The following is a 20,486-nucleotide window of genomic DNA, read 5'->3' as shown; positions in this document are numbered from 1 at the left end:
GTATACAGAACCCCCGATCCGGCGCCGGGCCGGTCGGGGGTCGTGTGCGTCATGCGGGTCAGACGCCGAGTGCCTGCTTCACCTGGGCAAGGCTCGGGTTCGTCATCACGACCTCGGTGCCACCACTGGAGGGGACCACCTGAACGGTCGGGACCGTCTGGTTTCCGCCATTCGCCTTCTCCACGAATGCGGCCGACTCCGGGTCCTGCTCGATGTTGATCTCGGTGTACGCGATGCCCTCGCGGTCCAGCTGGCTCTTCAGCCGGCGGCAGTAGCCGCACCACGTGGTGCTGTACATCGTCACAGTGCCCTGCATCTCGCTCGCACTCCTTCGGCAGGTCGGGGAAGGTCCTCCGGGGAGGCAACGTACGCGACCCGCCCGCCATTCCCGCAGCACGGGCCGCGAGCGACGGCTGCCGCACGGGCGCGAGTGACGCCTGTCGCATTGGTACGACCGCATGGGGCTGCCTGTGGACAACCGGCACAGCCGTCTCCGGCGACCTGGCAGCATGGCCATGTGACAGCAGCAACGCACTCCTCCCTCTTCCCGCCGGTACCGGACTCTGCCGACGCGGTGCTCGAAGGGCTCGACCCCGAGCAGCGCGCGGTGGCGACCGCCCTGCACGGTCCGGTGTGCGTGCTGGCCGGAGCGGGTACCGGCAAGACCCGGGCGATCACCCACCGGATCGCCTACGGGGTGCGGGCCGGCATCCTCTACCCGTCCAGCGTGCTCGCCGTCACCTTCACCAACCGCGCCGCCGGGGAGATGCGCGGCCGGCTGCGCCAGCTCGGTGCCCAGGGGGTGCAGGCCCGCACCTTCCACTCGGCCGCGCTGCGCCAGCTCCAGTTCTTCTGGCCGAAAGCGATCGGCGGCTCCCTGCCCCGGCTCGTCGACCGCAAGATCCAGCTCGTCGCCGACGCGGCCGCCGCCTGCCGTATCCGCCTCGACCGGGGCGAGCTGCGGGACGTCACCGCCGAGATCGAGTGGTCCAAGGTCACCCAGACGGTCCCCGCCGACTACCCCATTGCAGCTGTGAAGGCAGGCCGGGAGGTCCCCCGCGACCCCGCCGAGATCGCCCAGCTCTACTCGGCGTACGAGGACCTCAAGCGTGACCGCACGGTCATCGACTTCGAGGACGTCCTGCTGCTGACCGTGGGCATCCTGCAGGACCGGCACGACATCGCCGACCAGGTCCGCGCCCAGTACCAGCACTTCGTCGTCGACGAGTACCAGGACGTCAGCCCGCTCCAGCAGCGGCTGCTGGAGCTGTGGCTCGGCGACCGCGACAGCCTGTGCGTCGTCGGCGACGCCAGCCAGACCATCTACTCGTTCACCGGAGCAACACCCGACCACCTGCTCGACTTCCGCACCCGCCACCCCGGGGCGACCGTGGTCAAGCTGGTCCGCGACTACCGCTCCACACCCCAGGTCGTCCACCTCGCCAACGGGCTGCTCGCCCAGGCACGCGGCCGGGCCGCCGACCACCGCCTGGAGCTGATCTCCCAGCGCCCCGCCGGACCCGAGCCCGTCTACACCGAGTACACCGACGAGCCCGCCGAGGCCGAGGGCGCCGCCCGCCGTATCCGTGAACTCGTCGACGCGGGAGTCCCGGCCGCCGAGATCGCCATCCTCTTCCGTACGAACTCCCAGTCCGAGACCTACGAGCAGGCCCTCGCCGACGCAGGTGTGCCCTACCAGCTGCGCGGCGCCGAGCGGTTCTTCGACCGGCCCGAGGTGCGCAAGGCGGGCGTGGCCCTGCGCGCGGCGGCCCGCTTCGGCGGCAACGACGCGCTGCTCGACGACACCGTGGACCTGCCCTCCCAGGTGCGTGCCGTGCTCTCCGGAGAGGGCTGGACGACCGAGCCGCCGGCCGGCTCCGGTGCCGTCCGGGAACGCTGGGAGTCGCTGGCCGCCCTGGTCAACCTCGCCCACGACGTCGCCGCCGCCCGGCCCGCCGCCACCCTCGCCGACTTCGTCGCCGAACTCGACGAGCGTGCGGGCGCCCAGCACGCCCCGACCGTCCAGGGCGTCACCCTCGCCTCCCTGCACTCGGCGAAGGGCCTGGAGTGGGACGTCGTCTTCCTGGTCGGCGTCGCCGAGGGCATGATGCCGATCAGCTACGCGAAGACCGACGAACAGATCGAGGAGGAACGCCGTCTCCTCTACGTCGGCGTGACCCGCGTCAGGGAACGGCTCCACGTCTCCTGGTCCCTCTCCCGCACCCCCGGCGGCAGACCCGGCCGCAGGCCCAGTCACTTCCTGGACGGTCTGCGTCCCGGCTCCACCGGCACCGTCGGCCGTGCTGGCGGCGCCGGTGGCGGAGGTGTCGAACGCGGCTTCACGGGCGGCCCCGTGACCGCGCCCCGGCGCACCCAGCGCAGCCCCGCCCGGTGCCGGGTCTGCGGACGCACGCTGACCGACGCCGGCGAGATGAAGCTGATGCGCTGCGACGGCTGCCCGTCCGACATGGACGAGGGCCTCTACGAGCGGCTGCGCGAATGGCGTGCCGACCAGGCCCGGCTCAGCGGCCAGCCGGCCTTCTGCGTCTTCACCGACAGGACGCTGATGGCCATCGCCGAGAGCGCTCCGGACGACGACCGCGAGCTGGCCCGCATCCCCGGCGTCGGCATGCGCAAGCTCAACCGTTACGGCGCCGATGTTCTGGCCATATGCGCAGGCCAGGAGCCCGAGGGAGGAGAAGCGGGGGACTGATGAGAACTCGTCGAAAAAATAGTTTGCGCATGCCCCAGCAATCCCCATAGGTTCTAGGCACGGAAGCGGCGGCCTTCTCGAAGGCCCAGTTCCGTGTTGTACTTGCATATCCGAGTGGATCGGCTCAACACCGGTCCCCTAGACGCCGAGAGGAGGCGAGTCCAGTGATCAGCATCGAGACCAACATCAGCGCGGCCAAAATGACCGATCTCTCGGCCGTCTCCGTGTGCATGCTCGGCGTCTCCAACCTGGGCACCGGTCTGTCCGGCATTCCTGCCGTGCGTCCGGCGTCCTCCGTTTCTCTCGCGGGTCTTCCCGTCCGTGAGCGCAATGAGCGACCGACCAAGGCACTGGAAGCAGTAGCGGCACAGGCCAAGGCCTATGCCTTTACGGCAGCCGGTGCCGGTAGCCGGAAGCAGACGACGCAGCACCACCTGATGTGGGCCTTCCGTGGGCCAGAACCCTGGAGTGATCCAGCCTGATCGATCAGGCCGGCGCCTTCAGGGCCGCGGAACCCCATCCGGGATCCGCGGCCCTTCTGTTTTCCCTGAACAGGGAGAGCGGAGCGAAGGGGCCTCGGGGCAAGAGCAGAACCCGGTACCAGCCGCCAACCGGTCCAACCCGACCGGCACGACCAGACGAGGAACAACAGCCGTGCAACTCGAAGCGCACGCCCCGTCCGTACCGCCTTCCGAAACGATCCCCCCGCCCGGCCTCACGGAGGACTCCACCTTGATCCCGCTCACCGCGCTCACCGCGCTCGACGACGCCATCGAGAACCTCGGCGTACCCGTCCCCTGCCGTTCCTACGACCCGGAGGTCTTCTTCGCCGAGTCGCCGGCGGACGTCGAGTACGCCAAGTCCCTCTGCCGGACCTGCCCGCTGATCGAGGCCTGCCTCGCCGGGGCCAAGGAGCGGCGTGAGCCCTGGGGCGTCTGGGGTGGCGAGCTGTTCGTCCAGGGCGTCGTCGTCGCCCGGAAGCGGCCGCGTGGCCGCCCGCGCAAGAACCCGGTCACGGCATGAACATCCTCGGAACGATCGACCGCCCCCTCACGCACGATCCCAAGAAGCAGGCCCCGATGAAGCCGTCCACCAGCGAGCCCGCAGGCTCCGCGATCCCAGACTTCACCACTGCCGGTACCGACACCGGCTCGCGTCAGAACAGGACCCGAGAGATGCAACTCATCCCAGAAGCCCTGGCTCGTGCGCATATGCACGAGCGACTGCACGAGGCCGAGCGGGAACGCCGGGCCGTGCGCCTGGCGACCGCTCGCCGGATGCAGCGCCGGGCCGAGCGCGCCTCGATGCGTGCCCGCCGTGCGCTCGCCATCGCCGTGATGCAGTAACCCAGTACACCTGAAGCGGTGGCCTCCCGGCCTCGGGAGGCGAAAGCTCCCCGCGGGGGCCGGTCCGGCCGAACGGACCGGCCCCCGCGGTGCGTTGTGCCCGCTGATCCACCCGCGGCGGAGTTATCGTCACCAGGTGACGAGTCTTCCCGGAGGCAGTGATCACGGCGGCTCCGCCACGGAGCCCCACTCGCTCGCGTGCGCCCGCTGCGGCACCCCGGCCGACGGCCCCCCGCCCGTGACCTGGACCTGCTCGGTGGAGAACGGCGTCCGCCAGTTCTTCTGCGAGGCCTGTTCCAGGGACAACCTCAGAGCGATCGAGGGCCGGCTCGACTCGTCCTGGTGGTGAGCCCGGCGCCCGCTACTGCGCCTCCACGGCTGCCTCGGCCGCTTCCACTTCCCCCGCGGCTCCGCCCGCCACGCCCTCCGTGACCTCTTCGGCCTCTTCGCCTTCTGCGAGCTCTTCGAGTTCCTCGGGCACGAACCCCGGCAGCCATGCCTCCAGTTCCTCCCGCAGCCGTACCGTCGCGCCCAGCTGGCAGAGCACGCCGATGGTGCTCAGGGTCACCCGGTGTATCAGGAGGTAGGCCGGCGGCAGGTTGAGCTGCTTGCCCAGCTGGTGGGCGGGGTTGCGGGGGTCCGCGATACGGGCCGCCTGGCTGCGCATCCAGTTGCGGGTGAAGGTGAACTCGTCGACCTGTGCCGGTTCGATGATCGGCAGCAGGTAGTCCAGGACGGCGTCGGGGTCCAGCTCTATGGACTCCTTGACGAACCCCTCCGCGCACAGCAGCTCGTAGACCGCCTCGGCGTCACTGTCCAGCGTCATCCGCAGTGAGTCGCCGATCGGGCTGGGCAGGCCGCCGGAGAGACGGTCGACGGTGCCGAAGTCCAGCACGCCGAGACGCCACTGCTCCTCGTCCTCCGGCCCACCGGGCAGCAGGCGGAAATTGCCGGGGTGCGGGTCGGCGTGCAGGAGGCCGGTGCGGGCCGGGCCCGAGAACAGGAAGCGGGCCAGCAGCTGACCGGCTCGGTCGCGCTGCTCCTGGGTACCCGCCGAGATGATCTCGGAGAGCGGTATTCCGTCGATCCACTCCGTGACCAGGACCTGGTCGCACTGGTGCACCACCGCCGGCACCACCACATCGGGGTCGCCCGCGAACTCCGCCGCGTGCGCCGCCTGGGCCTGCGCCTCCAGCGCGTAGTCCAGTTCCTCGGAGACCCGGTCGCGCAGCTCCGCGATCAGCGGCTTGATGTCCATACCGGGGATCAGCGGCCCCAACAGGCGTGCGAAACGGCTCAGTTGGCCCAGGTCGGAGAGCAGGGCCTCGCCGGCCCCCGGGTACTGCACCTTGACCGCCACCGCCCGGCCGTCCTGCCACACCGCACGGTGCACCTGACCGATCGAGGCCGCCGCCGAGGGCTTGTCCTCGAACTCCAGGAACAGCTCACGCCAGTCCTTCCCGAGGCGCTCGGTGAGGACCGCGTGCACGGTGCGGGTCGGCATCGGCGGCGCGGCGTCCTGGAGTTTGGTGAGGGCCGCCCGGTAGGGGCCGGCGACCTCCTCCGGGAGGGCCGACTCGAAGACGGACAGCGCCTGCCCGAACTTCATCGCCCCTCCCTTCAGCTCGCCCAGGACCTTGAACAGCTGCTCCGCCGTGCGCTGTTGGAGCTCGCGCCCGACGATCTCCGCGGACTCGCCCACGATGCGCTTGCCCAGACCCCAGGTCGCCCGGCCGGCGAAGCCGAGCGGGAGCGCGGCGAGCTTGGCGGTCCGGGTGACCGCCTTCCGGGGAAGATCAGACATGAGCCCTCCAAGTCCCAGTCGGCCGCGCCGCGTCCGCGTGCTCTCGTCGCTCCGCCGACGGCCGTTGCACCACCATTGTCGCGTGTGGATCCCCGTTGGTTGAGGAGTGTTCCCCCTTGGCTTTCTCCGCCGCTCCGCACGGGCATGCGGGGTGCGGCCAGACCGGCCGCGCGTGCCAGTGCAGAACCGGCACGGACGCCTCCCAGCGCGCCCCCGTGACGGCCGGCGACTCCCCGTCGAGGAAGGCCAGGGCGTGCGCGGCGGCCAGCCCGGCCACGGCCGCCGCCAGCGTCTGGTCGCAGGCGCCCACCCGGCGCGCCTGCCCGGACCGCCACTGGGCGATCAGGCGCGGCCAGGCCGGATCCCGGTCCGTGCGGTGCTCGTGCAGACAGCGGGCACAGCCCGTCCCGCCGGGCAGGACGAGTGGGCCGACCACGCCGGTGCCCTCCACGACGCCCGTGTACAGATGAGGGGTCCCCGAGGCCATGAGCGGCTCGGCGGCGCGCGCGTCCGGGGCGTGCACCAGGACGTCGTCGCGCGGGGCGATGACCACGAGTGCCAGGCCGGGCTCCGCCACGGCCGGGTCCGGGCGGCGGGGCGGGCGGTCCGGGGCCGCCCGGCGGACGACTTTGCGCGCGGCCTCGGCACGGGTCTCGCCGACCGCCTCGGCCGGCAGCCCGCCCGGCGCGACGTCCCAGGGCTGGACGCGGCCCACGTCCCGCACGTCGACCTCGCCGACGCCGGCGCCCGACAGCAGCGCGGCCAGCGTGACCCCGACCCGGCCCGCGCCCTGCACCCGCACCCGCAGCGCCCGCCGGGCCGCCAGCCGGTCGATCGCACCGCCCGGCTCCGGAGTGATCAGGGAGAGCGCGGCGAGATCGGGACGCAGCCGCTCCAGCACCTCCTCCTTCTCGCGCAGGGTCTCCGCGGCGGGCCCGCCGCCCCGCGCGTCGTCCACCAGCCCGGCCCGGGACAGCCGCTCCACCAGCGCGTCGACATGACCGTCCGGCAGGTCCATGCGCCGCCCCTCCTCGCGCAGCAGTGCAAGCCCGCGGGCGCCGTCGAGCAGGTCCAGGAAGCTCCCGGTCGCCGTGTCCATCGGCCCCAGTGTCATCGCGTGCGCGGGAGTCATCCCGAACTGCACGGTGTTGAGGTCGCGCCAGCCGCGCCGCAGCGCGGGCTTCACCAACGGATGCATGACAGGCCCCCGTAGCCGTCGAAAGGTCACAGAACGTCCCCGTGTGCCGGTGGAGCCGGTCCCGCTCCGGTCCCGCTCCGCCGACGAGTGCCAGCATGCCGGGGCCGCCAGGCGGGCGCCGAAAGTTGTCCACAGGCAGTGAGTATTCGTCGTACAAATCAGACGCATGGTGGGGGATCGGCACCGAACCGTCCCGGACCCGGGACTTCCCCCGTGTGCAGCGGGTAACGTCGGGGCGTGCCCGCCGACCCACTGCACCGCGCCGGAAAGCCACAGCGCAGCACGACGAGCCAGCCGCCCAGCGGCTTGGGGGCGAGCGCGATCGAGGTTCGCAGGAGCGCCCGGCGCCGCCGGACCGTTTCCGCGTACCGCGAGGGCGATCGCACCGTCGTGCTGATCCCCGCCCGGATGTCCGAGGCGGAGGAGAAACGCTGGGTGACCGTCATGCTCAACAAACTCGCCGCCCAGGAGAGCAAGCGAGTGCTGGGCGACGCCGAACTGGCCGAGCGTGCCGAGCGGCTGTCGGGCCAGTACTTCGGCGGCCGGGCCAGGCCCGCCTCGGTGCGCTGGGTCACCAACCAGAACACCCGCTGGGGCTCGTGCACCCCCTCCGAGGGCAGCATCCGTCTCTCGCACCGGCTGCAGGGCATGCCCGAGTACGTCGTCGACTACGTGCTCTGCCACGAGCTCGCGCATCTGCTGGTGCCGGGGCACGGCCCCCGTTTCTGGCGGCTGCTGGAGGCGTATCCGCGGACCGAGCGCGCCCGCGGCTACCTCGAAGGGGTGGTCGCGGCCGACCGGCTGCCCCACGTGCCCGGCGCGCGCGATGAGTGACACACCACGGCAACGCTCCCTCCGGGGTCGCTGAGCGCGGTTGTGTACCGGGTCTGTACCGACTTCTTCCGATGTCCGAGTTAGCCGTTAGCCTGGCGCGACGCACTCGTATTCGGGATGGGGGACGGTCGTAACGCATGGCCAGGGAATTCCAACGCGGCCACAAGGCCAGGATCAGTGACCTCACGGCCGGCACGGATCTGTACGTAGGCGTGCAGATCGCCGGCCCCGGGCTGACCTTCGACATCAGCTGCTTCGGTCTCGACGCGGACGAACGGCTGTCGGACGACCGCTACTTCGTCTTCTTCAACCAGCCGAAGTCGCCCGAGGAGTCCATCCAGCTGCTGGGTGCGCAGGCGGGCGACACGGAGTCCTTCCGGATCACGCTGGACCGGATCCCGTCGCAGATCCAGAAGCTGGCGTTCACGGCGACCCTCGACGGCGCCGGGCAGATGTCGCAGGTCGCGCCCGGATACCTCCGGATCGTCGCGGGCGGCGAGGAGGTGGCCCGGTACTCCTTCAACGGCTCGGAGTTCTCCACCGAGCGCGCCGTGATGCTCGGCGACTTCTACCTGAAGGACGTGTGGCGCTTCGCCGCCGTCGGCCAGGGCTTCGACGGCGGTCTGGAGGCGCTGCTGAAGAACTTCGGCGGCGAGGTGATGGAGGAGGAGCCGCCCGCCGCGCCCGAACCGCAGCCGTCGCAGGCCGGGGCCGCGCCCGGATTCGCGCCGCCCGCGTTCGCCGCCCCGGCCGGCCCCGCGCCGGTTCCCGCCCCGGCGCCCGCGCCCGCCGCCCCACCCGCCCCCCAGGGCTTCACCCCGCCTCCGGCCCCCGGCCCCGTGCCGGCCCCGAACATGCACGGCGCGCCCACCGTCATCGCCCCGATGACCCCGCCCGTCGGCGGCACCGTGCCGCCCCCGGCCCCGGCACCCGCGCCTTACGGCCAGCCGCCCGCGCCCGGTGCGCCCGCGCCGCCGCCCGGCTACGGCCGGCCCCCGGCGCCCCCGCAGGCTCCGGGCCCGCCGCCCGGATACCCGCAGGCGCCCCAGGCCCCGACCCCGCCCCCGGGCTACGGTCAGCAGCCGCCGTTCGGCCAGGTCCCGGGACAGGTCCCCGGGCAGGGGCAGCAGAGCTACGCGGTCCCGCAGGGCGCCCCCCAGGGCGGTGCCGGTGTCGGGGCGGCGCTCCAGAAGTTCAAGGAGACGCCCACCGGGCAGCGCTGGACCCCGCAGAACAGCAAGCTCATCCGCGTCGACCTGGGCATGGGCGGCCAGCCGGTGCTGGCCCGGCAGGGCAGCATGGTGCTCTACCAGGGCAAGGTCGACTTCGGCTACAAGGGCGCCGGGTTCGCCGGCCGGATCGTCGGCAACGCCACCGGCCAGGAGATGCAGCTGATGCGCTGCACCGGCCAGGGCCAGGTGTTCTTCGCCGAGAACTCCGCCAACCTGCACCCGATCGAGCTCCAGGGCGACGCGATCTGCGTCTCCGCCGAGAGCGTCCTCGCCTTCGACGAGGGCCTCCAGTACGAGGTCCGCCGCATCGAGGGGCACGGCATCCCCGGCGGCGCGCTGTTCACGATGCAGTTCCAGGGCACCGGCACGATCGTCGTCAAGACGCACGGCACGCCCGTCGTGCTGCCGGTGACGCCGACGACGTTCGCCGACTGCAACGCGATCGTCGCATGGTCGGCCGCCTCCCAGGTGATCGTCTCCAGCCAGGTGCGGATGCGCCGCAACGCCTACCCGGGCGACACCGGCGAGAGCGTCAACCTGCAGTTCCGGGGCGCTCCCGGCAACTTCATCGTCGTCCAGCCGTACGAGGTCTGAGGGAGCCCGTCATGAACCAGCCGCTCGCGGGCTACGCCCCCGCACCCGTCACCGCCCGCATGGACAACCATGGCGACCACATGCTGAAGGTCGCCATGCAGACCGGGAACGACCTCCTCGCGCGCGTGGGGTCGATGGTCGCCTACGAGGGCTTCGTGCAGTACGAGCCCAACCCGCCGGCCGTGCGCCAGATCGCCCGGGACTGGATGACCGGCGAAGGCGCGCCCCTGATGAAGTGCTCCGGCGACGGTCTGCTCTACCTCGCCGACTACGGCGCGAACGTCGTCGTCATCAACCTCAACGGCGACGGCATCTCCGTCAACGCCACCAACCTGCTCGCCTTCGACGCGCACCTGACGTGGGGCGTGGAGCGGGTCAAGGGGCTCGCGAAGTTCGCCGGGCAGGGGCTGTGGAACACCAAGATCTCCGGGCAGGGCTGGGTCGCGCTGACCTCCCGGGGCAAGCCGATCGTCGTGGACTGCGGCGGCGGCGAGGACGAGACGTACGTCGACCCGGACGCGCTGGTCGCCTGGTCCCCGAACCTGAAGGTCAAGGGCAAGCGCAGCTTCAAGGCGCAGTCGCTGATCGGCCGCGGCAGCGGCGAGGCCTACCAGATGGCCTTCTCCGGCCAGGGCATCGTCGTCGTCCAGCCCAGCGAGGACAGCACCGACCGCCTCCGGTTCCGGGGCTGAGGGGGAGTCAGGAAACCATGCAGAGCCCGCTTTTCGCCTTCAACGACTCCCAGGCCAGGGATCGCTACAGCCTGCAGAACAAGCAGATGCTGCGGGTCGTCCTGGAGGGCCACGACGACATCCTCGCCCGCAAGGGCACCATGGTCGCCTACCAGGGGCTCGTCGAGTTCGACGCCGAGTACCAGGGCCACAACCAGGCACGCGCGCGTGCGTACACCGGCGAGGGCCTGGACCTGATGCGCTGCCACGGGCAGGGCACGGTCTACTTCGCCAACCTGGCCCAGCACATCCACGTCCTGGACGTCGAGCAGGACGGCCTCACCGTGGACAGCGGCTACGTCCTCGCCATGGACTCCTCGCTGCACTACGAGGTCGTCGCCGTCGACAGCCTCTACGGCATCTCCGGGTCCGGGAAGTACCAGCTCAACATCACCGGACGCGGTCAGGTCGCCCTGATGACCTCGGGCGCGCCGCTGCTGATGCAGGTCACGCCCGACAAGTACGTGAACTGCGACGCCGACGCGATCGTCGCCTGGTCCACCGGGCTGCGCGTCCAGATGCAGGCCCAGACCCATTCCTCGGGCGTGTGGCGGCGCCGCGGCAGCACCGGGGAGGGCTGGGAGCTGAGCTTCATGGGAAGTGGCTTCGCGTTGGTCCAACCGAGTGAACTGCTGCCGCCGCAGCACGCCCAGATCGGTCAGGGCGTCGCCGCCCAGTTCGGGATGGGCCAGCAGGGAGCGCGCGGGATGAACCAGGGCAACGCCTGGAGCTGACCGTCAAAATGTAAGGGGCGCCCGCACTGGCCGGCGCCCCTTACCCGCGTTCGGATCAGAGCCGCGCGCGGGTCCCTTCCAGCAGCCGTACGACCGAATCGTCGGCGACTTCCCGTACCTCGTCGTAGGCGAACCAGCGCAGGTCGAGGGACTCGTCGCTGATCGCGTGGGCGGCGCCGCGCGGGGCGAGGGCCGTGTACTGGACGTCGAAGTGCCAGTGGCACGGCGCCGGGATCGGGTGCCGGTCCAGGCGCACCGGGCCGCCCGGCAGTAGTGTCAGCCCCGGGATGCCGGACTCCTCGGTCGCCTCCCGCAGGGCCGCCGCCGCCAGCGTGGCGTCGCCCGGCTCGCAGTGGCCGCCCATCTGCAACCACATCCGCAGCTTCCTGTGCAGGGTCAGCAGCACCCGGCCGTGCTCGGGGTCGACGACCAGCGCGCTCGCCGTGACATGGCCGGCGTGACAGGCCTTCCACATGCCGTCCGGGTGTGCCGCGAGGTGGTCCAGGTAGGCCTGGCGCAGCTCGTCCTGGCCCTCGTACCCCTTGAGAACGAGGGCCGCGTCGTCGTGCAGGCTCACTCGGTGTCGTCGCCCTTGTCCTGGTCGTCCTTCTTGCGCAGGTCGGGCTTCTCCGCGGCCTCGCCGAGCATCTTGTCCAGCTCGGAGAAGTCCAGCTGCTCGCGGTGCACGAAGCCGTCCGGGTCGTCCAGGTCGGACGCCGTTGGCAGCATGTCCGGGTGGGCCCAGAGGGCGTCACGGCCGTCGACACCGCGCGCGTCGGTGAGCGAGGCCCACAGCCGGGAGGCGTCGCGCAGCCTGCGCGGACGCAGCTCCAGGCCGATCAGGGTGGCGAAGGTCTGCTCGGCGGGGCCGCCCGTGGCACGGCGGCGGCGCAGGGTCTCGCGCAGCGCGTCGGCGGACGACAGACGCGGTTTCGCGGCCGCGTGGACCACCGCGTCGACCCAGCCCTCGACGAGCGCCAGAGCCGTCTCCAGACGGGCCAGGGCGGCCTTCTGCTCGGGCGTGTCCTCCGGCTGGAACATGCCCTGCTGGAGCGCGTCCTGGAGCTGCTCGGGGTTCTGCGGGTCGAACTGGCCGACCACGTCCTCCAGCTTGGCCGTGTCGACCTTGATGCCGCGGGCGTACCCGTCGACCGCCCCGAACAGGTGCGAGCGCAGCCACGGCACGTGCGCGAACAGGCGCTGGTGGGCCGCCTCGCGCAGCGCGAGGTAGAGCCGCACCTCCTCCTTGGGCACGCCGAGGTCCTTGCCGAACGCCTCGATGTTCACCGGCAGCAGCGCGGCCTTGCCGGCCGGGGTCAGCGGCAGGCCGATGTCGGTCGAACCGACGACCTCGCCCGCGAGCACGCCCACGGCCTGCCCGATCTGGGTGCCGAACATGGCGCCGCCCATCGAGCGCATCATCCCGATCAGCGGGCCCGCCATGGCCTGCATCTCCTCCGGGAGGACGTCGCCCATGGCGGCGCCGACCCGCTCGGCGACCGGGTCGACCAGCTCCTGCCAGGCGGGCAGCGTCGCCTCGACCCACTCCGCACGCGACCACGCCACGGCCGAACCGGAACCCGACGGCAGCGACGTCGCGTCGTCGAGCCACAGGTCGGCCAGCCGGACGGCCTCCTGGACCGCGGTGCGCTCGGCGGGGCCGACGCTCGCGTCCTTTACGCCGTCCGAGGTGCCCTGGGAGACCGTCTGGCGGGCGATCTGCTTGGCCATGTCCCAGTTCACCGGACCGCCCTCGTACGAGAGCATCTGGCCCAGCTGCTGGAAGGCCGCGCCCAGGTCGGTGGGGTTCAGCGAACCGAACATGGCAGCGAACGGATTGTCGGCGCCGGGGCTGCCGAAGCCGCCGGCTCCGGGTGTGCCGAAACCGAACGGGTTGGCCGGTCCCTGCCCACCACCGCTCTGCTGGTCCCTCTTCTTGCCCTCGTCGCCGTCTTCCGGCTCCTCCGGCGGAAGGCCGAAACCGAATGGGGTGTCACTCACGGGAATCCTCGGCTGGTAAGGCCACCGGTTCTCTCCGGCGGCGCGGCTGCCCGACAACACCACCCAGCGTAGACACCCCGACCCGATCGGGCCTCGGTGCTTCGCCGACAGTCGGCCTGCGGCAGGATGGATGCCACCTGGTACGTACGCGTCACTCACGCTCGTACTGAAGACAACCGCTGGAGACGCCCGGTGAGTTCCCCAGATCCGCAGGTTCGCGCAGCGCGAAACCACTCAACCCCTCCCGCGGTGCGCGGGCCCGTCGTCGCCGTGACCGGCGCCGCGACCGGGGTCGGCGCGCTGCTCACCGAGCGGCTGGCCGCGTCCGGGGAGGTCAGGCAGGTCATCGCCATCGACGAGCGGCGCGGGGAGTGCGCTGACGCCCAGTGGCACATCCTCGACGTGCGGGATCCGGCCATCGCGGACAAGCTGCGCGGGGCCGACGTGGTGGTGCACCTCGCGCTCGACCTGGACCTGGAGACCGATCCGGCGGCACGCACCGCCTACAACGTGCGCGGGACGCAGACCGTGCTGACCGCGGCGGCCGCGGCCGGGGTGCACCGCGTGGTGCTGTGCACCTCCGCGATGGTCTACGGCGCGCTGCCGGACAACGAACTGCCGCTGTCGGAGGACGCTGAGTTGCGTGCCACCGCGGAGGCCACCGGCGTGGGCGACCTGCTGGAGATCGAGCGGCTCGCGCGCCGGGCGCCCCGCGCGCATCCGGGGCTCAACGTCACGGTCGTGCGCCCCGCGGTGCTGGTCGGGGGCACCGATACCGCGCTGACCAGGTACTTCGAGTCGCCTCGGCTGCTTGTCGTGGCCGGGTCGCGGCCCGCCTGGCAGTTCTGTCACGTCGAGGACCTGTGCAGTGCGCTGGAGTACGCCGTCCTGGAGAAGGTCGAGGGGGAACTCGCCGTCGGGTGCGACGGGTGGCTGGAGCAGGAGGAGGTCGAGGAGCTCAGCGGGACCCGGCGGATGGAACTTCCGTCGGCGGTGGCGCTGGGGGCGGCGGCCCGGCTGCACCGGATCGGTCTCACGCCGTCGCCGGCCGGGGATCTCGCGTACACGATGTATCCGTGGGTGGTGAGCGGGAGCCGGCTGCACGACGCCGGGTGGCGGCCGGGGTGGACGAACGAGGAGGTGCTGGCCGAGTTGCTGGAGGAGGTGGCCGGGCGGCACACGGTGGTGGGGCGGCGGCTGGGGCGCAAGGACGCGACGGCGGCGGGGGCCGCGGGGGCGACGGTGGCGCTGCTCGGGGCGGCGGCCGTGGTGCGGCGGGCGCGGAAGGCTCGGCGGCGGATCTGAGGGCGGGGTTCTCCGCCCCCGCCGCCCCTACCCGTCCCGTCCCTCCAGGGGGTGGGCCCCCTGCGACCGCCCGGTTCGGGGGCTGCCGCCCCCGGACCCCCGCATCGGCCTCCGGCCTCGTCCGCGAACGCCGGACGGGCTGGAGGGGGTGCGGACGGGCTGTCGAAAACAGTGTGTCGGACAGGGCTGTAGGAGTCTCCAAACCTGCACGCGCGTGTGCCTGGTGTTGGTCGTATTCCGTGTGGTCGTGGGCTTGCGGCACGATGGGGGTATGACTGGTGTGAGTGATCATCCTGGGGAGCGCGGTGCCGACGATCCCGTGAAGCTGATCGGGATTCGGGAGAGTGCGCTCTCCGTGGACGAGGTGTTCGCGGCGGTGGGGGACGACGCGGCCGGTGGGATCGCGCTGTTCGTGGGGACCGTGCGGAATCACGACGGGGGCGCCGACGTGGACGCGCTCGGGTATTCGTGTCACCCCAGTGCCGAGGACGAGATGCGGCGGATCGCCGAGAAGGTCGTCGCCGAGTACCCGGTACGGGCGCTGGCCGCCGTGCATCGGGTGGGGGACCTGCGGGTGGGTGATCTCGCCGTGGTCGTCGGTGTGTCGTGTCCGCATCGGGGGGACGCCTTCGAAGCTTGTCGAAAGCTGATCGACGACCTCAAGCACGAGGTGCCCATCTGGAAGCACCAGAAGTTCTCGGATGGGACGGAGGAATGGGTCGGGGCCTGCTGAAGGACCCTGTCCGGCCTCCGCTTGCGTAACCGTACCCCTCGCGTGAGCGTTGTCAGTGCGGATGATTAATCTGCTGATCAGTCAGTCGCGGACGCTCATGGGGTTGGGAGGTCGGCATGGCGGCGCTCGTCTGGTTGCTGATTCCGCTTGTGGCGGCGGTCGGTGCCGGTGTGTGGGGCAGCTGGGCCAACCGGACCAGGAGGGCGCGCAGCGACGGGCCGGAACTCGACGGGTACGCGCGCTTCCGCGAGGCCATGGAGAAGTCCCGCTCCGGCGGCTGAGAGCGGCCGAGGGCGGCCGGGGCGCGTGTGACCGGTGGCCCTGACGGTGCGCTGACAGACCCGTCCCGTACTGTCTTCGCATGCCACGCCGCACCGCGACGATGCTCGCCTCCACCCTGATGCTGATCGCGCTCCTGTGCGCCGGAGTGCTCATCAACGTGCCGTACTCGGAGATGTCTCCCGGCCCGACCGTGAACACGCTCGGGGACCACGACGGCGAGCCGGTGCTGCAGATCTCCGGTCACAAGACCTACGCGACCTCCGGGCATCTGAACATGACCACGGTGAGGGTCACCAGCGCCGACTACAAGATGAACCTCGTCGAGGCCGTCTACGGGTGGCTCTCGCACGACAACAAGGTCGTGCCGCACGACACGCTCTACCCGGACGGCAAGACGGAGCAGCAGTCCACCCAGGAGAACGCCGAGGAATTCAGCGAGTCCCAGGAGAGCGCCAAGGTCGCCGCGCTGAAGGAGCTGGGCGTCCCGGTGAAGTCCTGGGTGATTGTCTCCACGGTCCTCAAGGGCTCGCCGGCCGAGGGCAAGCTGCACGCCGGTGACGTGATCAAGGCCGTCGACGGCACCGCGGTCAAGCAGCCGGCCGACGTCGCCACCCTGGTGACCAAGCACAAGCCCGGCCAGGACGTGGTCTTCACCGTCGTGCCGGTCAAGGCGCAGGCCGCCGCCGAGAAGGCGAACAAGACGGCCACCGAGACCCAGAAGGTCACGGTCACCACGACCACCTCGGACGACAGCGGCGAGAAGCGCGCCATCGTCGGGATCTCCGCCGGGACCGATCACACGTTCCCGTTCTCCATCGACATCAAGCTCGCCGACGTCGGCGGACCGAGCGCGGGGCTGATGTTCTCGCTCGGGATCTACGACAAGCTCACCCCGGGCAGCCTCACCGGCGGCAAGTTCGTCGCCGGCACCGGCACCATCGACGACGACGGCACGGTCGGTCCGATCGGCGGCATCTCGATGAAGACCATCGGCGCGCGCAGCAAGGGCGCCCAGTACTTCCTGACCCCGGCCGACAACTGCGCCGAGGCGGCCAAGGGCACCCCGAGCGGGCTCACCCTCGTCAAGGTGAAGACCATCGGCGATGCCCTCGGCGCCCTCAAGGACATCCGCAGCGGGGACACCGGCGCCCTGCCGAAGTGCACCGCCAAGGGCTGAGCGGGCCCACCGGCAGCCGGGGGCGCCCCTCCTGACGAGGGGCGCCCCGGCACCGTGCGCAGGCCGTCTGCAGCCGTCTGCGGCCGTCCGGCGACGGCCTCAGTCCTCGAAGGTCGCCCTCAGCGCGTCCGCCAGGCCCGGGACCAGGTCGGGGCCGGTGAGCACCTCCGTCGGCGAGTCCTTCTCGCGCAGCCGGACCGCCGAGTCGCGGCTGCCGTCGCGCAGCACCGCGACCGTCATCCGGACCTCCTGGCGCTCGGGGTGGCTCGCCACCCACTTGGCCAGCTTCGCCTCGCTCAGGCCCTCGGGGACCTGGGACTCGGCGGACGGCGGCAGCATCAGCCGCTCCACCGTGAGGGCGCAGCCGACCACCGGGTCCGGCCAGGCGATGGTGCCCAGGAACTCGTCCAGCGCCTTGTCCGTTGGCACTTCGTCCTGCTCGATCGGGGTGAGGCCGGTGGTCGCGGACTCGTCCTCCAGACCGAGCTGGGCGGCGAGAGCCGGTTCCTGGGCGCGCAGCCGTACGGTGTCGACGAGGGCGAAGAGGCGAGCGGGCTGGTCCCAGCCGAGGCCGGAGGCGTACTCGTCGATCTCGAGTACGGCCCGGGTGAGCGGGTTCGCTGCCATGGGAGTGTTGGACATGGTCACAATCCTGCCTCGTTCATGGCCGGAATCGGGAACCGAGTAAGCCGTGAGTAAGTTGCATAGGTGTGGCCCCGCGATCACAGGGGGCCACGTCCGGCCCGTGAACAAGAGGGCCTGACGCAACAACAGCGGATCAACAGCGGATCAAACAGCGAACTTCGAGGTGCGCACCTTGGCTTTCCAGATGCCGGACCGCGGCGGAGGCCCGACGGGGCCACGGATCAGAGCGACCGGACGTCCGTCCCGGCGGGTCCGGACCCTGCTCCTGACACTGGGCGTCCTTGCCGCGCTCGGCATGGCGTTCACCATGTTCGCGGGCTTCTGGACGGACTGGCTCTGGTACCGGTCGGTGCACTACTCCTCGGTGTTCACCACCACCCTGTGGACCAAGATCGGGCTGTTCTCCGTCTTCGGCCTGCTGATGGCGGCCGCGGTGGGCTTCAACATCTGGCTGGCACACCGGCTGCGCCCCCCGCTGAGCGCCATGTCCATGGAGCAGCAGAGCCTCGACCGCTACCGGATGGGCATCGCGCCGTACAAGAAGTGGCTGCTGCTCGCGGTCACCGCGCTGGTCGGGCTGATCGCCGGCGCGTCCGCGGCCGGCCAGTGGCGCACCTGGCTGATGTGGGTCAACGGCGTGCCCTTCCACCAGAAGGACCCGCAGTTCCACCTCGACGTCTCCTTCTACGCCTTCGACCTGCCCTGGTACCGCTTCCTGCTGGGCTTCGGCTTCGCCACCGCGATCCTCTCCCTGATCGCCGCCGCGCTCACCCACTACCTGTACGGCGGGCTGCGCGTCACCAGCCCCGGCGCGCGCGCCACCGGTGCCGCGACCGGCCACCTCTCGGTGCTGCTCGGCCTCTTCGTCGCCCTCAAGGCGGTCGCCTACTGGCTCGACCGCTACGGACTGGCGGTGAAGTCCAGCGACTTCAAGGCCACCGGAAACTGGACCGGCCTGAGGTACGTCGACGCGAACGCCTATCTGCCCGCCAAGACGATCCTGTTCTGCATCGCCGTCATCTGCGCGCTGCTGTTCTTCGCCACCCTGTGGCGGCGCACCTGGCAGCTGCCCGTGATCGGCTTCGGCCTGATGGTCCTGTCCGCGATCCTCATCGGCGGCCTCTACCCGGCGATCGTCCAGAAGTTCCAGGTCCAGCCCAACGAGCAGGCCAAGGAAGCCCCGTACGTCCAGAAGAACCTCAAGGCGACCCGCGAGGCGTACGGCATCGACGACACCAAGGTCACCGAGTACAAGGGCACGAGCACGACCACGGACAAGACCAAGCTCCGGGACGACGTCGACGCCACGGCGAGCATCCGGATCATGGACCCGAACATCGTCTCGCCCACGTTCCAGCAGCTCCAGCAGATGCGGAACTACTACGCGTTCCCGACCAACCTGGACGTGGACCGCTACTCCAAGGACGGCAAGGTCCAGGACACCGTCATCGGGCTGCGCGAGCTGAACCTGGCCGGCATCCCGAAGAACAACTGGATCAACGACCACTTCCGCTACACCCACGGCTACGGCGTGGTCGCCGCCAAGGGCACCGAGGCCGACGACCAGGGCCAGCCGGTCTTCACCGAGTCCGACCTGCCGTCCACGGGCGACCTGGGCACGTACCAGCAGCGCATCTACTACGGCGAGAAGACGAACACGTACTCGATCGTCGGCGGTCCCCAGAAGGAGATCGACTACTCCGACGACGACGGTGAGAAGCTCACCAGCTACGCGGGCAAGAGCGGGGTCAGCCTCTCCAGCCCGATCAACCGCGCCGCGTACGCGGTGGCGTTCAACGAGCCGCAGATCCTGTACTCGGGCGCGATCGGCAAGGGCTCGCGGATCCTGTACAACCGCACGCCCAAGGAACGGGTCGAGGCGGTCGCCCCCTGGCTGACCATCGACGGTGACGCGTACCCGGCGGTCGTGGACGGCCATATCCAGTGGGTCGTCGACGCCTACACGACGTCGAACGGCTATCCCTACGCCTCCCGTACGACCCTCGGTGACACCACCGCCGACTCGCTGACCGCGACCAACAACTCGCGCGCGGTGGTGGCCCAGCAGAACCAGGTCAACTACATCCGCAACTCGGTCAAGGCGACCGTCGACGCGTACACCGGCGAGGTCAAGCTCTACCAGTGGGACACCGAGGACCCGGTGCTGAAGACCTGGATGAAGGCCTTCCCGGGCACGGTGCAGCCCAAGAGCGCCATCTCGCAGGACCTGATGGACCATCTCCGGTATCCGCAGGACCTGTTCAAGGTGCAGCGCGAACTGCTCACCCGCTACCACGTGACGGACGCCCAGACGTTCCTGACCGGCAGCGAGGTGTGGCAGGTGCCCGACGACCCGACCAACAAGTCGGGCGACGCGGTGCCGCCGTACTACCTGAGCATGAAGATGCCGGACCAGAGCGCCCAGACGTTCTCGCTGTCGACGACGTTCACGCCCAACGGCCGGGACAACCTCAGCGCGTTCATGTCGGTCGACTCCGAGGCCGGTTCGAAGGACTACGGCAAGATCAGAATCCTGAAACTGCCGACCAGTACGACCGTCGACGGACCCAAACAGGTCCAGAGCAAGTTCAACTCCGAACAGGAGATCGCGGCCGCCATCAAGCTCCTCAAGGGCGGCGACTCCGAGGTCGAGTACGGCAATCTGCTGACCGTGCCACTGGACGGCGGCCTGCTGTACGCGGAGCCGGTCTACGTCCGCGGTGCCGGGGTCAAGTACCCACTGCTGCGCAAGGTGTTGGTCACCTACGAGGGCAAGACCGTCTTCGAGAACACACTCGACGAGGCGCTCAACAAGGTGTTCGGCACGGACGGTTCCGATACGGGGTCCTCGGACACCGGGACGACCTCGCCGCCGACCTCGTCCGGCAACCCCACGGTCCAGGCGGCATTGGACGACGCCCAGAAGGCCTTCGAGGCGGGCCAGGAGGCCCTGAAGAAGGGCGACTGGACGGCGTACGGCAAGGCGCAGGACGAGCTGCGGGACGCGCTGAAGCGGGCCGAGGAGGCGCAGTCGAAGGCCGACAAGGCCGACGGCGGTGCGACGGCGAGCAGCAGCCCCAGCCCGAGCGCAAGCGCGAGTGCGGGCGCCGGCAGCAGTCCGAGTCCCGGCGCGAGCGCCAGTCCGAGCGGCTGACCT

General features: G+C 70.8%; 20 protein-coding genes. 14 read left to right on the top strand and 6 right to left on the bottom strand.

The window, feature by feature from the left end; all coding sequences use genetic code 11:
* Positions 1–58 precede the first annotated feature (58 nt).
* Positions 59–316, bottom strand: a complete 258-nt coding sequence (locus ACGF5O_RS12085; protein WP_086682403.1) for a mycoredoxin — start codon at positions 314–316, stop codon at positions 59–61.
* 201 nt (positions 317–517) lie between these two features.
* On the opposite strand from ACGF5O_RS12085, the gene ACGF5O_RS12080 reads away from it, so the two are divergent.
* The 5 genes from ACGF5O_RS12080 to ACGF5O_RS12060 all read left to right on the top strand — a co-directional run bounded on the left by ACGF5O_RS12080 (position 518) and on the right by ACGF5O_RS12060 (position 4,408).
* A complete protein-coding gene (locus ACGF5O_RS12080; protein ID WP_393809784.1) occupies positions 518–2,713 on the top strand; it encodes an ATP-dependent DNA helicase UvrD2 in 2,196 nt (731 codons plus the stop codon).
* A gap of 164 nt (positions 2,714–2,877) precedes the next feature.
* The gene (locus ACGF5O_RS12075) at positions 2,878–3,195 is read left to right on the top strand and encodes a hypothetical protein (RefSeq protein WP_393809783.1); all 318 of its coding nucleotides are present in this window, start codon (positions 2,878–2,880) and stop codon (positions 3,193–3,195) included.
* Between the two features lie 172 nt (positions 3,196–3,367).
* On the top strand, positions 3,368–3,736 hold the full coding sequence (locus ACGF5O_RS12070; RefSeq protein ID WP_010984500.1) for a WhiB family transcriptional regulator: 369 nt from the start codon (positions 3,368–3,370) through the stop codon (positions 3,734–3,736).
* A complete protein-coding gene (locus tag ACGF5O_RS12065) occupies positions 3,733–4,059 on the top strand; it encodes a hypothetical protein (protein ID WP_393809782.1) in 327 nt (108 codons plus the stop codon). The genes ACGF5O_RS12070 and ACGF5O_RS12065 overlap by 4 nt, the downstream gene beginning before the upstream one ends.
* 136 nt (positions 4,060–4,195) lie before the next feature.
* The gene (locus ACGF5O_RS12060; RefSeq protein ID WP_393809781.1) at positions 4,196–4,408 is read left to right on the top strand and encodes a hypothetical protein; all 213 of its coding nucleotides are present in this window, start codon (positions 4,196–4,198) and stop codon (positions 4,406–4,408) included.
* Between the two features lie 12 nt (positions 4,409–4,420).
* Here ACGF5O_RS12060 and ACGF5O_RS12055 read toward each other — a convergent pair whose 3' ends face one another.
* On the bottom strand, positions 4,421–5,863 hold the full coding sequence (locus tag ACGF5O_RS12055) for an ABC1 kinase family protein (protein ID WP_393809780.1): 1,443 nt from the start codon (positions 5,861–5,863) through the stop codon (positions 4,421–4,423).
* Positions 5,856–7,061, bottom strand: a complete 1,206-nt coding sequence (locus ACGF5O_RS12050) for a TOMM precursor leader peptide-binding protein (RefSeq protein ID WP_393809779.1) — start codon at positions 7,059–7,061, stop codon at positions 5,856–5,858. The genes ACGF5O_RS12055 and ACGF5O_RS12050 overlap by 8 nt, the downstream gene beginning before the upstream one ends.
* Before the next feature lie 237 nt (positions 7,062–7,298).
* Between ACGF5O_RS12050 and ACGF5O_RS12045 the strand changes: the two genes are divergently transcribed.
* The 4 genes from ACGF5O_RS12045 to ACGF5O_RS12030 all read left to right on the top strand — a co-directional run bounded on the left by ACGF5O_RS12045 (position 7,299) and on the right by ACGF5O_RS12030 (position 11,186).
* A complete protein-coding gene (locus ACGF5O_RS12045; RefSeq protein WP_393809778.1) occupies positions 7,299–7,895 on the top strand; it encodes a M48 family metallopeptidase in 597 nt (198 codons plus the stop codon).
* A 137-nt stretch (positions 7,896–8,032) separates the two neighbouring features.
* Positions 8,033–9,721 carry a TerD family protein gene (locus ACGF5O_RS12040; RefSeq protein WP_393809777.1) on the top strand — a complete coding sequence of 563 codons (1,689 nt, stop codon included), beginning with the start codon at positions 8,033–8,035 and terminating at the stop codon, positions 9,719–9,721.
* Positions 9,722–9,732: 11 nt separating this feature from the next.
* Positions 9,733–10,413 carry an AIM24 family protein gene (locus ACGF5O_RS12035; protein ID WP_089098886.1) on the top strand — a complete coding sequence of 227 codons (681 nt, stop codon included), beginning with the start codon at positions 9,733–9,735 and terminating at the stop codon, positions 10,411–10,413.
* Between the two features lie 17 nt (positions 10,414–10,430).
* The gene (locus ACGF5O_RS12030; RefSeq protein WP_384032525.1) at positions 10,431–11,186 is read left to right on the top strand and encodes an AIM24 family protein; all 756 of its coding nucleotides are present in this window, start codon (positions 10,431–10,433) and stop codon (positions 11,184–11,186) included.
* 55 nt (positions 11,187–11,241) lie between these two features.
* Here the strand turns inward: ACGF5O_RS12030 and ACGF5O_RS12025 are convergent, their stop codons facing one another.
* Both ACGF5O_RS12025 and ACGF5O_RS12020 read right to left on the bottom strand, forming a co-directional pair.
* Positions 11,242–11,763, bottom strand: a complete 522-nt coding sequence (locus tag ACGF5O_RS12025; protein ID WP_393809776.1) for an NUDIX hydrolase — start codon at positions 11,761–11,763, stop codon at positions 11,242–11,244.
* Entirely contained in the window at positions 11,760–13,187 is a 1,428-nt protein-coding gene (locus ACGF5O_RS12020) for a zinc-dependent metalloprotease (RefSeq protein ID WP_393809775.1), read from the bottom strand. Before ACGF5O_RS12020 ends, ACGF5O_RS12025 begins: the two co-directional genes overlap by 4 nt.
* Positions 13,188–13,379: 192 nt before the next feature.
* Here ACGF5O_RS12020 and ACGF5O_RS12015 point away from each other — a divergent pair, with 192 nt between their 5' ends.
* The 4 genes from ACGF5O_RS12015 (at position 13,380) to ACGF5O_RS12000 (ending at position 16,684) form a co-directional block, all read left to right on the top strand.
* Entirely contained in the window at positions 13,380–14,492 is a 1,113-nt protein-coding gene (locus tag ACGF5O_RS12015; protein WP_362595698.1) for an SDR family oxidoreductase, read from the top strand.
* A 271-nt stretch (positions 14,493–14,763) separates the two neighbouring features.
* Positions 14,764–15,225: a molybdenum cofactor biosynthesis protein MoaE gene (locus tag ACGF5O_RS12010; protein WP_393809774.1), complete on the top strand. Its 462-nt coding sequence runs from the start codon at positions 14,764–14,766 to the stop codon at positions 15,223–15,225.
* 116 nt (positions 15,226–15,341) lie between these two features.
* A complete protein-coding gene (locus ACGF5O_RS12005) occupies positions 15,342–15,506 on the top strand; it encodes a hypothetical protein (protein ID WP_177232951.1) in 165 nt (54 codons plus the stop codon).
* 80 nt (positions 15,507–15,586) lie between these two features.
* Positions 15,587–16,684, top strand: coding sequence for a PDZ domain-containing protein (locus ACGF5O_RS12000; RefSeq protein ID WP_393809773.1), 1,098 nt, complete (start codon positions 15,587–15,589; stop codon positions 16,682–16,684).
* Positions 16,685–16,783: 99 nt separating this feature from the next.
* On the opposite strand, the gene ACGF5O_RS11995 is transcribed toward ACGF5O_RS12000, so the two are convergent.
* Positions 16,784–17,326 carry a PPA1309 family protein gene (locus ACGF5O_RS11995; protein WP_393809772.1) on the bottom strand — a complete coding sequence of 181 codons (543 nt, stop codon included), beginning with the start codon at positions 17,324–17,326 and terminating at the stop codon, positions 16,784–16,786.
* 166 nt (positions 17,327–17,492) lie between these two features.
* Here ACGF5O_RS11995 and ACGF5O_RS11990 point away from each other — a divergent pair, with 166 nt between their 5' ends.
* Positions 17,493–20,483 (top strand): UPF0182 family protein, encoded by a 2,991-nt coding sequence (locus ACGF5O_RS11990; protein ID WP_393809771.1) that lies wholly within the window; start codon positions 17,493–17,495, stop codon positions 20,481–20,483.
* Positions 20,484–20,486: the final 3 nt, after the last annotated feature.

The sequence above is a fragment of the Streptomyces sp. NPDC048291 genome, from assembly GCF_043201715.1.
Classification (GTDB): domain Bacteria; phylum Actinomycetota; class Actinomycetes; order Streptomycetales; family Streptomycetaceae; genus Streptomyces.
The sequence above is the reverse complement of the archived record's forward strand: the minus strand, read 5'-3'. Positions and strand labels throughout refer to the sequence as shown.